Below are 13,002 nucleotides of genomic sequence, written 5' to 3'. Positions count from 1 at the left end.
CCTTTTCAGCCGCTTTTGCCCAGAGTAACCACCGATGAGTTCACGCAACCCCGTCATCTGGCATGAAGGTTTGTTCGTCAAGCCCCAGCACTTCCAGCAACAGGCCCGCGCCGCCGAAGCCGCCGTGCATCAGCGCCTGCACAGCCTCAACGACGCGCTCTATGGCTTCAGCGAACTGACGCTGAACAGCGAATACCTGAGCTTCGGCAAGGTGGCCATTACCCAGGCGCGCGGAATCATGCCCGACGGCAGCGTCTTCGATATCCCCCACGACCTGGCGCCGCCCGCCCCGCTGGAAATCGCCGACAGCAGCGCGGTCGGCCAGATCGTCTACCTGGCCCTGCCGCTGCGCTCCAACGGCGCCCTCGAAGTACGCTGGCCCGACCAGTACGGCAACAGCCGCTACATCGCCCGCCGTGAAGAAATCCGCGATACCCACAGCGATGACGGCGATCAGGTCGGCATGGACCTGGCCGTGCCCAACCTGCAACTGATGCTCGAACGCAGCGACCGCAGTGCTTTCACCGGCATCGCCCTGGGCAGAATCAAAGACAAACGCCCTGACGGCAGCCTGGTGATGGACGAGCACTTCTACCCCACCAGCCTGTCTCTGCAAGCAGTGCCGGCGCTGCACCGCTACCTGGGCGAAGTGGCCGGGTTGATGCGCGAACGCGCCAAGAACCTGGCCCAGCGTATCGGTTCCCCGGGGCAGTCGGGGGTGGCTGACGTCACCGACTTCAACCTGCTGCAAACCCTCAACCGCTTGTTCCCGCTGTTCCAGCACCTGGCGCGCCAGCGTCAGGTCCACCCAGAGCGGCTGTACATCGCCCTGGCCCAGGCCTGCGGCGAACTGGTGACCTTTACCGACGAAGACCACCTGCCTCAGGAATACCCGGCCTACCAGCACGACAACCTGCGCGAGTCGTTCCAGATGCTGGAACACACCCTGCGCCGCGCCTTGGGCACGGTGCTGCAACCGCGTGCGGTGTCGCTGCCTATCGTCGACCAACTGTACGGCGTACGCAGCGCCGCATTGAACGACAAGCGCCTGTTGGACAACGCCGAATTCATCCTCGCCGTGCGCGCCGAACTGCCGGCGGAAACCCTGCGTCAACAACTGCCCAAGCAGATCAAGATCACCTCCACCGAAGGCCTGGAGCAACTGGTCAGCCTGCAACTGCCGGGTATTCCCCTGCGGCCGCTGCCGGTGGCGCCGCGACACCTGCCGTTCCATGCCGGCTTCAGCTACTTCGAACTCGACCGCCATCACCCTGCCTGGCAAAGCCTGAGCAGTGGCAGCGGGTTTGGTTTCCATATTGCCGGTGAATTCCCGAAGCTGGAATTGCAGTTCTGGGCGATCAGGAGTGAAAAAGATGATTAAAACGACACCCGATTCATGGCGTCACGAGGAGATCTCCGGCGCCATCGACTTTGACGGTGAAACGATCACTGCCAGCGGCCAAACACACTTGGCCGACCCTGAATTCGACATGCGCGGCCTGGCCTGGAACCCGCTGTGCGATGCCGCCACGCCGCTGATCGGCCTGGTCATTCGTCTACGCCGCCTGGACCAGCACGGTGACGTACCTGCGCTGTACCTGAGCGTCAGCAACCAGATCACCACGATCATGGAAGAAGTCAGCCAGCTCGACTACGACGCCGGCATGCTCAAGGCCTACTCCTACAGCCTGTGTTTGTTGCTGGACGAAGTGGTCATGAGCACTTCCTGGGGCAAGTCTTCAACATGGAGCGCACGCTCGCTGCTAAGCAAGTTTCATCAAGAAACCTGGGGCGGCGAAAAATTCTTCACCGTGATGAACAACATGATCCCCGAAGCTGCCAGGTATCAGCATGTGCTGGAGTTCATGTACCAGTGCCTGATCTCCGGTCTCAAAGGCAAATACGGCGCCCATATCAAGGGCGATGACGAAATCCAGAAGATCATCACCCAACTGCACGGCCTGTTGCGCCCCTTGCGCGGCGAGACACCCAAGCGCCTGACCGATCCGCTGAAAAACGTCGCGCCGCGCAACTACCGGATCCAACGCGCCTGGCCGTTGTGGACGCCGTGGGCCATGGCCGCCGTCGTGCTGACGGTCGCCTACACGATCTACTCGATCCGCCTGAACGCCATCACCCAGCAAGTGCTGGAGTCCCTGGAGCGGGTGCTGCACCTGTAACCGATTTTCAGCGCGCTCATCCCGAGCGCCTGCAAAGCCATGGCCGTGTCGGCCATAACCCGCGGCCCCCAGGGGCCGTTCACTTGATCGCGACAAGGAGCTTGTCATGCCAACACCCGCGTACATCAGCATCTACGGCAAAACCCAGGGTCATATCACCAAGGGCGCATTCACCGCCGACTCAGTGGGCAACGTTTATGTGGAAGGCCACGAAGACGAAATCCTCGCCCAGGAAATCGACCACGCAATCGGTACGCCCACCGACCCACAGAGTGGCCAACCGTCCGGGCAACGGGTGCACAAGCCGCTGACATTCACCAGCGCCTTGAACAAAGCCTCTCCGATGCTCTATCAGGCCCTGGCCACCGGCGAAATGCTGCCCACCGTTGAAGTGAAGTGGTTCCGCACCTCGGGCGACGGCAAGCAGGAGCACTTCTTCACCACCAAGCTGGAAGACGCCACTGTCGTCGACATCCACACCGTCCTGCCCCACGCACAAAATGGTGACAACGAAAACTACACCCAACTGATCAAGACCAGCCTGGCGTATCGCAAGGTCAGCTGGACCCATGTGGTGGCCGGCACCGAAGCCTCGGATGACTGGCGCAAGCCGGCTTAATCGCCAACCGGCACGTTCCGCCGCACAGGCGGCGGAACGTTCACTGACTCGATAATTTCCAGGAGGTTCTATGCCAGCCGTCGTTCTGGTCGGACACGACCACGATTGCCCTTTGTGTGGCCCCACCACCGTTGACAGCGGTACACGCAACATGACCGTCAACGGCCGCGCCGTCGCCCGTGTCGGCGACACCCTTGGATGCGGCGCCGTCATCACCAGCGGCTCGCCCTCGATGGCCATCAATGGACAGCCAGTAGCCCGTGTCGGCGATACCACCGATCACGATGGAAAATTGGAAAACGGTGATAGCAGCTGGTTGATCGACTGACATTCACACTCTCGACAAGGAGGCCCCATGCCCCGCCAAAGCGACCTGCGTTTCACCTTCGAGCCTTTGAAGGGCGACGCCTTCGAGGTGGTCTCGTTCACCCTCGAAGAAGGTCTGTCCCGGCCGTTCAAACTCGAACTGGAACTGGCCAGCCACAACGCCGCCATCGACTTCAATCGGGTCCTCGATCTGGCGGGGCTGTTCACCCTCTGGCGTGGCGACACTCCGGTGCGTTATGTCCACGGTTTGGTCAGCCTGTTCCAGCAGGGTGATACCGGCTTTCGTCGCACCCGCTACACCGCCGTGGTCGAACCGACCCTGGCGCGTTTCGACCTGCGTTCCAACTGGCGCATTTTCCAGGGCCAGACCGTGCCCGACATCATCACCAACGTGTTGGCCGAGCAACAGCTGACCGACATCCGCACTGAAATCTGCTTCGAACACCAGCCCCGCGAATACTGCGTGCAGGCCGGTGAAACCGACCTCGATTTCATCGCCCGCCTCGCCGCCGAAGAAGGCCTGCTCTACAGCTTCGAACACCGCGCCGACGGCCACACCCTCGTCCTTACCGATCGCGTCGGTGGCCTGGGCACCATTGGCACCCACACCGATTGCCCGGTGCTCTACCAGCCCATGGCCGGCGGCGATTCCATGGAACCGGCGTTGAACCGCTTCCACTACACCGAACAAGTGCGCACCGCACGCCAGGTACAGCGCGACTACACCTTCACCCATCCGTACTACAACCAGCAGCACACCGCCACCGGCGACCAGGACCTGAACAACCAGCACAAGGACTATGAACGTTACGACTATCCCGGCCGCTACAAACGCGACATCGCCGGCAAGCCCTTCACCAAAACCCGCCTGGCCGCCCTGCGCAACGACGCCAAGCTGGCGCATGTGGCCGGTGACGATGCGCGCCTGCAACCGGGGCTGGCGTTCGACCTCAACGAGCACCCGCGTGAAGACTTCAACGACCGCTGGCGCACCATCGCCATCACCCACGCAGGCAAACAACACAGCAGCCTGGAGGAAGAAGCGTTCGGCAGCGGCAGCGGCACGTCCTACGAGATGCAGGCCACAGCCATTCGCTGGACCTCCGACTGGAAAGCCCCACTGCGTGACAAACCCTGCATCGACGGCCCGCAGATCGCCACGGTAGTCGGCCCGCCCGGGGAAGAGATTTATTGCGATGAATGGGGCCGGGTCAAGGTGCAGTTCCCGTGGGATCGTTCGGACAAGAACAACGATCAAAGTTCCTGCTGGATCCGTGTGGCTCAGGGCTGGGCCGGTGCGACCTGGGGCGCCATGGCCGTGCCTCGGGTCAATCAGGAACTGATCATCAGCTTCCTGGATGGCGATCCTGACCAGCCGATCGCCACGGGCCGCACCTACCGCGAGACCAATCTACCGCCGTACGAGCTGCCCAAGCACAAGACGCGGATGACTATCAAGAGCCGTACCCATAAGGGAGAGGGCTTCAATGAGCTGCGTTTTGAGGATGAACTGGGGCAGGAAGAGGTGTACATCCATGCCGAAAAGGACAAGAACGTCCATATCAAACATGACAACACAACGTTTGTGGGTAATGACCGCAGTGAGAAAGTTGGGCATGACGAGCAGATAGAGGTAGGCCACGACCGCAAGGAACAGGTGGGCAATGACGAACGGATAAGCATCGCTCAGGACCACTATCACAGCGTAGGTCGAGATCGAGTGCAGAGTTTCGGTCGCAACCACCAGATCAGTATTGGCAAAGACCGGGTCGAGACCATTGGCAATGATCGACACGACACGATTGCAGTCAATCACCGCATGGAAATTGGCGGTAACGCCGAACAGGTCATTCAGGGTTCCCAACATATCTCTGCCGCGCAAGGCATAGGCACCAAAACCACGACCTATCAGCTGCAAACCAGCGACAGCCTCGTTCTACAAGGCCCCGGCGGTAGCATTACCCTGGATGCCAATGGCATCACCCTCAGCGGGATTGCCATCTACCTGAATGGGCCGACGCAACTTAACGTTAAAGGCGCAGGACACTCACTCATCCTTAGTGGCGTGCCGACAACCGGCGAACCGATCTGTGTTGGCTGCTGGCTCAAGGCCGCCCGTGAGCGTAAAGCCCTCGTGAAGGTGGACGCATGATTCCCGGTGAACTGCTGACGGCACTGACCAACGACCTTTACGCGCACGACGTCCCCCGTCCGCGATATCTCGTCGCGTTGATCGATATGGCGACATTACCTCAGGAAACCCGGCAAAAACTGACGGACCATCCAGGCTTTGATCTGCAACCACTGCTTCTGGCTCCCGGCCTGGAACAGCTCAGGCCATTGGGCCCGCACTTGGCATGTCCACGTGAGGCCACTCGCAAGGGCCATGGCGCACTGATCGACAGTCTTGCGCGCTATGACAGCAATACCATCGTCGCATGGATTACCAGCACTGTGAGCGCCGATGTGCTGGCCCGACATCTGAGTCAGGCCACGTTTGTCGACACGCAAGACAGCGAGCGTTACGTGTTGCGCTACTACGACAGTCGTGTCACGCCGAAGCTCTTGCGCCATGCGCCCGAGCAGTGGAGAGAGTGGCTGCTCGCACCCGTTGTGTCCTGGTGGTGCCGTGGGGCCACTCCAAGCCAGGAACAGTGGCATCGAATCCGCGGAGGAGCACGGTCAATCCCGATCGTTGCCGCCCCGCGATTGGTGATGGACGCCGCGTTATGGCAAGCATTGGAAAGTGACCCCCTGCCTTTCCGGCTACTGGAAACACTCAACGAAACCTCACCCGCTTTATTCAGTAGCCCGTGCCATGGAGTGCGTCTGGCGCTGATCGAGTCGCTGCTCAGCCAAGGAAAGAGCCTGGGATTGATTGACCATCACAACCTGACCGATTTCATCATCCTCACCCTCCAACACACCCCCCAACGCTTGCAAGGCACTGCCCACTGGCATGCCGCGCTGCAGCGTAGCGCCCGGGGCGAAGGACGCCTGGGCCTGTTGTTTCTCCAGGGAGCACGACCATGACCGCCCCGACCGACCTGCTCAACTTCGTGGCCCGGCAAACGTTCAGCACCGAAGGCAACAGTCCCTGCGTCAGCTGTAAACGCTCGGTGTCCCTGCTGCCGCTGCGCTATGCCGTGATCGGGCACACCGAATCGGCCCTGCCTCCTGCCCTGGCCAGGGCGGAGCCCCTGGCCAACCTGCCCCTGACCGCCGCGCGCTATACCGTGCGCGCACTGCGCGAGGGGTATCTTTATGTGTTCATCCACCGCACCGCGACCGACTGGGTATGCGAGGGCGCCTATCAAACCTACAGCAGCGGCTTGTGCAAGGCCGTGTGGCCCGCCACCCCGGACGATCTGGGGCTGGGCGGCCTGCCGGACTTCGGCGATCGGGTCATCCAGGTCAGCGATCCTGAAGACGTCAACGAAGCCCGGCTGCTGTTCACCCCGGACCTGCTGACGCCGCGCCTGCTCGCCGAGATCCGCACGCAACCGCGGCTGCGCAACACCCTGCGCAAGGTCGATATCCGCCAACTGATCCAAAGCTGCAGCCACACCGCACACATCATCGAGGCCCAGGCGCTGGACAGTAGCGTCGCCGACCTGCTCGGGCCGACCTCCCCGCCCTTGATGGCCCGCCTTGGCGAGCAACTGTTTGCGCCCCCGGTCGGCTACTCGGCCCTGGCGGGTGTGGCTACGCGGCTTGGCGCAACGGCGACCCAGGCGCAGGGTTTTGCCGTGGTGTTGGACGACCCGATCGGCATCACCCAGGAGCTCAATGCCTGGCGCAATCAGAGCGTGGAGACGCTCGAAACCTTCATGCGCAAAACCGACGGCGAAGGCATCGACAACCAGCGCAAACACACCATCGCCTTCGGCCTCGAAAACCTCAAGCTCACCCTCGCCGAACAAGCCGAGCAACGCTACGTCAACCACGCCAACGCGCTTGGCGTGAGGTACACCGACCGCGAGTACGCCAGCAGCAACGTCCACATGGTCACGGCGTCGATGGGCAGCTACCGCAGTTTCCGCAACCCCGCCGACCAACAGCGCCAGGAGCAGCACGACATCGAGCTCGCGCGCCAGGACAGCTGGGCGAAACGCTACGCGCCGTCGGTCGACGAAGCGCGGCTGCAGGCCTTCATGGCGGAGTTTGATGCGGCCGTCGCCCAAGCCGATGCGATCAAGGACCAGCGCGCCGCCGATCATTTGCAGTGGCTCAACAGCACCGCGTTGCTCGAGGCTTTTGCCTATTACGATGCCAAAGACAGCGGCAACGGCCTGGCGTTCGAAGCGCAACTGGGCGTGGCCGTTGCCGGCATGAACAGTACCGCCCTGGGCGAGGCGCAAATCGACAGCTGGAGCGCCCTCGACGGCACGACGCCGAACAACTGGTTTTGGCGCGGGCTTGCCCAGAATCAGACCCAGGCCATCGAACAGATCAATCTGTTGCTCGCCCAACGCTCGCAACTGCCGACCCTGGACGGCGCTCAGCTGCAAGCCTTGAGCAAGTCGCTGGTCGATATCTACGCCAAAGCCCACGCGCTGGTCGGCGAGGTCAGCCTCAATACGCCGCCCTCTGCCATCCGACTCAGCGGCGCGGTGCTGCTGACCAACACCTTCGGTACCCGCCTGCTGCAAAGCAGCGCGGCGTCCCGGCTGGATAGCCCGCTCAATACCGCGCTGGCCCTGGTGTTCAAGGCGAGGCTGGGCCATTTGGGAGAGCAACTGCATTTCGAAAGCACGACCATGCCGCTCAGCCAGGGGGTCAAGGCGAAAATAGGCCTGGCCGCCCACAAGAGCTTCGGCGACTCGCTGGCCGCGGGTGCCGCCGGACCCATGCTGGAAGTGCGCCTGGGCAGCACCCTGGCCTTGCTGGAGGTCTGGAACCTGAAGCTGAAGGCAGAAAAGGCAGACAAAGGCACGCGCGAGTACATCGAGCTGACGGCCGCCATGCTCGCGGTGTCGGCGGTCGGGCTGGAGTTGGGGGCGGTGGCGGTGGGGTTTGCCGAGCGAAGTCATAACACGGCGATTCGCCAGGCCGGGCGGGTGATGGGGAGTCAGTTGAAGTTGATGGCGGGGGTGTTGGCGGGGGGAGCGGCAGCAGCCGGGATGGTTTTTGATAGTGTCGATAGTGTGAAAGCTGTCAGTCAAAAAAAATGGTCCATCGCTGCGGTTTATTTTATTAGAGCTGCGGCTCAAGTTGGATCCGCGTTCTTTTCAACAGCCATAGGGCTGGCAGCAGCAGCCCCGTATCTGGAACGACTAATCCAGATACATGGACGAAATCGTTTTTTGGTATATGCCCATCAAACATCCACACAACTCGCATTGAAAATGGCTTTTATGCTGCGTTGGTGCATACGAATCAACCTAGTGATTTTCGCAGCTTCCGCCGCGTTAGAAATGCTGCTCCCCAATGAGCTTCAGAATTACTTGAACCACTGTACTTTTCGAAAAGATCGAGACAATGGAACTCCAAAATCCGTAGAGCAAGAACTGATAAATTTCCACAAAGCTATCGAGGCAACCCTCTAATGTATTTTTTTGAATGGCTCATGTATGACGGACGTGCGACGACTGATTACGAAGCATTGGCGAAAGAAGCTGACCAACAAACAGCGAACGAAGAAAAGCTGCCTCCAATCCGCGTATCACAGGCCGTTTCGAAAGCAATTACAGATAACCAGTCCCTTTACGACTACAACTCCACCTACATTGATGTGCGTACACCGAATGATGAAAAACGCGGATTAATTACGTTAATAGCGGGCACTTGTGGAGCACTTTTGGTTTGGATGGTTGTAATGGTTATTTTTTCAATTACAGTACATTACTGGAATGAATACAAAGGCACCACGGATCCACTGGAGATTACTGACTATATTGCAATGAACACCATTCCATTAATCCCCATAGTTTCTTTGTATCTATATATAAAATATGTCTTCCGCTACCTGCGACTTGAAATTTTCACCGCCCGACGCCTGATCGTCCGCTTCAACCGCGTCACCCGCAAGATCTACCTGCTTCGCCCCAAACACCTGGGAGGCATCGTCGCACTGGACTGGGACACCGCCGAAGTCTGCATCAACCCGAAGATGTCCGAACTGGACGGCACGGGAGGCTTCGTCATGCTGGGATGGGACAAAGAAACTCACTCCGTCCGTGACGCCGACGGCCATCTCAAGGACGACTTCGAAATCACCTTCGTGGGCAAGCCAACCCGTAACGCCTCCGAACTCTTGGCGTTCTGGGAATACATCCGGCGCTACATGGAAGAGGGGCCGGAAGCGGCGCCCAAACCCAAAAAACTCATCGGCAAATTTCCCTGGCCGTGGCGCTCTTTCATGGCCGTGTGGCAACTGGACAGCCGGTTCGTGAAAATCCCTCAGCTATGGATCTTCGTGCCGATCTATGGCCTGTTACTACCGTTGATCCTTGTGCATGCCTGTGGCCATTGGGTGTCCCTGCTGTTGTGTTACGAGCCAAGGTTTCCTCGTTCCATTGAGGATGCAGGCCGCTGATCCCATGAAATCCGATTCAGCCAATTACTGCGGTTTCAATAACTCCACTCTCCGACTCAGCGGCGCGGTGCTGCTGACCAACACTTTCGGTACCCGCCTGCTGCAAAGCAGCGCGGCGTCCAGGCTGGATGGCCCGCTCAATACCGCGCTGGCCCTGGTGTTCAAGGCGAGGCTGGGCCATTTGGGAGAGCAACTGCATTTCGAAAGCACGACCATGCCGCTCAGCCAGGGGGTCAAGGCGAAAATAGGCCTGGCCGCCCACAAGAGCTTCGGCGACTCGCTGGCCGCGGGTGCCGCCGGGCCCATGCTGGAAGTGCGCCTGGGCAGCACCCTGGCCTTGCTGGAGGTCTGGAACCTGAAACTGAAGGCAGAAAAGGCGGACAAAGGCACGCGCGAGTACATCGAGCTGACGGCCGCCATGCTCGCGGTGTCGGCGGTCGGGCTGGAGTTGGGGGCGGTGGCGGTGGGGTTTGCCGAGCGAAGTCATAACACGGCGATTCGCCAGGCCGGGCGGGTGATGGGGAGTCAGTTGAAGTTGATGGCGGGGGTGTTGGCGGGGGGAGCGGCAGCAGCCGGGATGGTTTTTGATAGTGTCGATAGTGTGAAAGCTGTCAGTCAAAAAAAATGGTCCATCGCTGCGGTTTATTTTATTAGAGCTGCGGCTCAAGTTGGATCCGCGTTCTTTTCAACAGCCATAGGGCTGGCAGCAGCAGCCCCGTATCTGGAACGACTAATCCAGATACATGGACGAAATCGTTTTTTGGTATATGCCCATCAAACGTCCACACAACTCGCATTGAGAATGGCTTTTATGCTGCGTTGGTGCATACGAATCAACCTGATGATTTTCGCAGCTTCCGTCGCGTTAGAAATGCTGCTCCCCAATGAGCTTCAGAATTACTTGAACCACTGTACTTTTCGAAAAGATCGAGACAATGGAACCCCCAAATCCGTAGAGCAAGAACTAAAAAATTTCCACAAAGCTATCGAGGCAACCCTCTAATGTATTTTTTTGAATGGCTCATGTATGACGGACGTGCGACGACTGATTACGAAGCATTAGGAAGAGAAGCCGATCTACAAAAAGAGACCAATGAAAAGCTGCCTCCCATTCGTGTCACACAAACAATTTCGAAAGCCATTACAGATAATGAGTCACTGTATAATTACAATCCAACTTACATTGATGTCCGCACTCCAAACGATGAGAAGCGCGGACTGATAACCTTAATAGTGGGCGGAGTCGGCGCAGGACTACTATGGATGTTCTTCCTTGCATTTTATTTCCTCGTCACGTATTACTATAACGAACACAAAGGTTCCGAGAGTACTCCGCTTAGCATTATTGATTTTATTTCGCTGCATATCATTCCATTAATTCCTATAACTTCTCTGTATCTTTACATAAAATACGTCTTTCGCTACTTACGACTCGAAGCATTCACCGCCCGACGCCTGATCGTCCGCTTCAACCGCGTCACCCGCAAGATCTACCTGCTTCGCCCCAAACACCTGGGAGGCATTGTCGCCTTGGACTGGGACACCGCCGAAGTCTGCATCAACCCGAAGATGTCCGAACTGGACGGCACCGGAGGCTTCGTCATGCTGGGATGGGACAAAGAAACCCACTCCGTCCGTGACGCCGACGGCCATCTTAAGGACGACTTCGAAATCACCTTCGTGGGCAAGCCAACCCGTAACGCCTCCGAACTGTTGGCGTTCTGGGAATACATTCGGCGCTACATGGAAGAGGGTCCGGAAGCGGCGCCCAAACCCAAAAAACTCATCGGCAAATTTCCCTGGCCGTGGCGCTCTTTCATGGCCGTGTGGCAACTGGACAGCCGGTTCGTGAAAATCCCTCAACTGTGGATCTTTGTGCCGATCTATGGCCTGTTACTGCCGTTGATCCTTGTGCATGCCTGTGGCCATTGGGTGTCCCTGCTGTTGTGTTACGAGCCAAGGTTTCCTCGCTCCATTGAGGATGCAGGCCGCTGATCCCATAAAATCCGATTCAGCGAGTACTGGGCCATGGCCCAACTGTTCATGCAACAAGGCCCGCAAGCCCTGCCCACCTTCTCCCGCCCACCTCGCGACTGGAACAACGAAGACGTGACCTTCAACCTCGCGCGCCGCCTGGCGCCCAAGGTGCGGTGGCCGACGGAAATAGACCTGGAATCACGCACCGCACCCTAATGTCGCAGTAGCAGGGCGGACAATGCGGACTTGTGATCAGATCCGAGCCTTCCCGAAAGGGAATAGCTGCCATGATGCGCCGCTCATAGGACAAAACGCCCAGTCCACCGACAGCCCCGGACAAGCATGAACCTCCATTGAATGGCGCACATCGTTTGATGGTCGATTGATAGTCGCGTGACTTCTCAGCAGGCAAAAAAAATCCCGCAGAGCGTCTAGCTCGCGGGATTTCTTTGGTATTTATGGCGGAGAGATAGGGATTCGAACCCTAGGTACCGGTGAAGGTACAACGGATTTCGAATCCGTCCCATTCGGCCACTCTGGCATCTCTCCAACGGCGCGCATCATAACAACACTTTCGCAGGAAGCGAACCCCCTGAGCGAAATATTTCTGTGCTATCAGATGCTTGCGTCGGTTAAAGCGGTACGCCCAGACGATTGGCGACTTCTTCGTAGGCTTCGATGACGTCACCGAGGCCCTGACGGAAGCGGTCCTTGTCCATTTTCTTGCCGGTGGCCTTGTCCCACAGACGGCAGCCGTCCGGGCTGAATTCGTCGCCCAGCACGATGGAGCCATCGTGGAACACGCCGAATTCCAGCTTGAAGTCGACCAGCAGCAGGCCGGCATCGTCGAACAGCTTGCTCAGGACTTCGTTGACCTTGAGCGACAGCTCTTTCATGCGAACCAGTTGCTCGGCGGTGCCCCAACCAAAGGCCACAACGTGGGATTCATTGATGAACGGGTCGCCCTTGGCGTCGTCCTTCAGGAACAGTTCGAAGGTGTAAGGGTTGAGCTTCATGCCCTCCTCGACACCCAGGCGCTTGACCAGGCTGCCGGCGGCGTAGTTACGCACGACGCATTCGACCGGGATCATGTCGAGTTTCTTCACCAGGCATTCGTTGTCGCCCAGCAATTTGTCGAATTGGGTCGGCACGCCGGCCGCTTCGAGCTTCTGCATGATGAAGGCGTTGAACTTGTTGTTCACCATGCCTTTGCGGTCAAGCTGTTCAATACGCTTGCCATCGAACGCCGAGGTGTCGTTGCGAAACAGCAGGATCAAACGGTTAGCGTCGTCGGTCTTGTAAACCGATTTGGCTTTGCCGCGGTAGAGTTCTTCACGTTTTTCCATGATGGGCTCCGCTTG

The 13,002-nt window shown here is 58.8% G+C and carries 12 protein-coding genes and 1 tRNA gene; 11 read left to right on the top strand and 2 right to left on the bottom strand.

Going from position 1 to position 13,002, the window contains the following annotated elements; all coding sequences use genetic code 11:
• The first annotated feature begins 34 nt into the window (after positions 1 to 34).
• The 11 genes from tssK (at position 35) to AC3ITA_RS06785 (ending at position 11,857) form a co-directional block, all read left to right on the top strand.
• Positions 35 to 1,381 (top strand): type VI secretion system baseplate subunit TssK, encoded by a 1,347-nt coding sequence (gene tssK / locus AC3ITA_RS06835; protein ID WP_095946299.1) that lies wholly within the window; start codon positions 35 to 37, stop codon positions 1,379 to 1,381.
• Positions 1,374 to 2,180, top strand: a complete 807-nt coding sequence (gene icmH / locus AC3ITA_RS06830) for a type IVB secretion system protein IcmH/DotU (RefSeq protein ID WP_489279827.1) — start codon at positions 1,374 to 1,376, stop codon at positions 2,178 to 2,180. Before tssK ends, icmH begins: the two co-directional genes overlap by 8 nt.
• Before the next feature lie 106 nt (positions 2,181 to 2,286).
• Positions 2,287 to 2,799: an Hcp family type VI secretion system effector gene (locus AC3ITA_RS06825; protein ID WP_095946297.1), complete on the top strand. Its 513-nt coding sequence runs from the start codon at positions 2,287 to 2,289 to the stop codon at positions 2,797 to 2,799.
• A gap of 70 nt (positions 2,800 to 2,869) precedes the next feature.
• Entirely contained in the window at positions 2,870 to 3,127 is a 258-nt protein-coding gene (locus AC3ITA_RS06820) for a PAAR domain-containing protein (protein WP_150673066.1), read from the top strand.
• 27 nt (positions 3,128 to 3,154) lie between these two features.
• A complete protein-coding gene (locus tag AC3ITA_RS06815; RefSeq protein WP_489279824.1) occupies positions 3,155 to 5,278 on the top strand; it encodes a type VI secretion system Vgr family protein in 2,124 nt (707 codons plus the stop codon).
• A complete protein-coding gene (locus AC3ITA_RS06810; RefSeq protein WP_489279823.1) occupies positions 5,275 to 6,159 on the top strand; it encodes a DUF4123 domain-containing protein in 885 nt (294 codons plus the stop codon). Before AC3ITA_RS06815 ends, AC3ITA_RS06810 begins: the two co-directional genes overlap by 4 nt.
• Positions 6,156 to 8,675: a T6SS effector BTH_I2691 family protein gene (locus AC3ITA_RS06805; RefSeq protein WP_489279822.1), complete on the top strand. Its 2,520-nt coding sequence runs from the start codon at positions 6,156 to 6,158 to the stop codon at positions 8,673 to 8,675. The genes AC3ITA_RS06810 and AC3ITA_RS06805 overlap by 4 nt, the downstream gene beginning before the upstream one ends.
• Positions 8,675 to 9,664: a DUF6708 domain-containing protein gene (locus AC3ITA_RS06800; protein ID WP_489279821.1), complete on the top strand. Its 990-nt coding sequence runs from the start codon at positions 8,675 to 8,677 to the stop codon at positions 9,662 to 9,664. Before AC3ITA_RS06805 ends, AC3ITA_RS06800 begins: the two co-directional genes overlap by 1 nt.
• Before the next feature lie 4 nt (positions 9,665 to 9,668).
• Positions 9,669 to 10,667, top strand: coding sequence for a hypothetical protein (locus AC3ITA_RS06795; RefSeq protein WP_489279819.1), 999 nt, complete (start codon positions 9,669 to 9,671; stop codon positions 10,665 to 10,667).
• Positions 10,667 to 11,659 carry a DUF6708 domain-containing protein gene (locus tag AC3ITA_RS06790; protein ID WP_489279818.1) on the top strand — a complete coding sequence of 331 codons (993 nt, stop codon included), beginning with the start codon at positions 10,667 to 10,669 and terminating at the stop codon, positions 11,657 to 11,659. The genes AC3ITA_RS06795 and AC3ITA_RS06790 overlap by 1 nt, the downstream gene beginning before the upstream one ends.
• A 33-nt stretch (positions 11,660 to 11,692) precedes the next feature.
• Positions 11,693 to 11,857 (top strand): hypothetical protein, encoded by a 165-nt coding sequence (locus AC3ITA_RS06785; protein WP_489279817.1) that lies wholly within the window; start codon positions 11,693 to 11,695, stop codon positions 11,855 to 11,857.
• 243 nt (positions 11,858 to 12,100) lie between these two features.
• On the opposite strand, the gene AC3ITA_RS06780 is transcribed toward AC3ITA_RS06785, so the two are convergent.
• A tRNA-Ser gene (locus tag AC3ITA_RS06780) sits at positions 12,101 to 12,190 on the bottom strand.
• A gap of 83 nt (positions 12,191 to 12,273) precedes the next feature.
• Complete coding sequence (gene purC, locus AC3ITA_RS06775; RefSeq protein ID WP_007944067.1) at positions 12,274 to 12,987, bottom strand: phosphoribosylaminoimidazolesuccinocarboxamide synthase; 714 nt, start codon at positions 12,985 to 12,987, stop codon at positions 12,274 to 12,276.
• Positions 12,988 to 13,002: the final 15 nt, after the last annotated feature.

It is taken from the genome of Pseudomonas sp. GL_090, from assembly GCF_057837765.1.
Note: the sequence above shows the minus strand (reverse complement) of the source record. Positions and strands in the feature narration are given on the sequence as shown.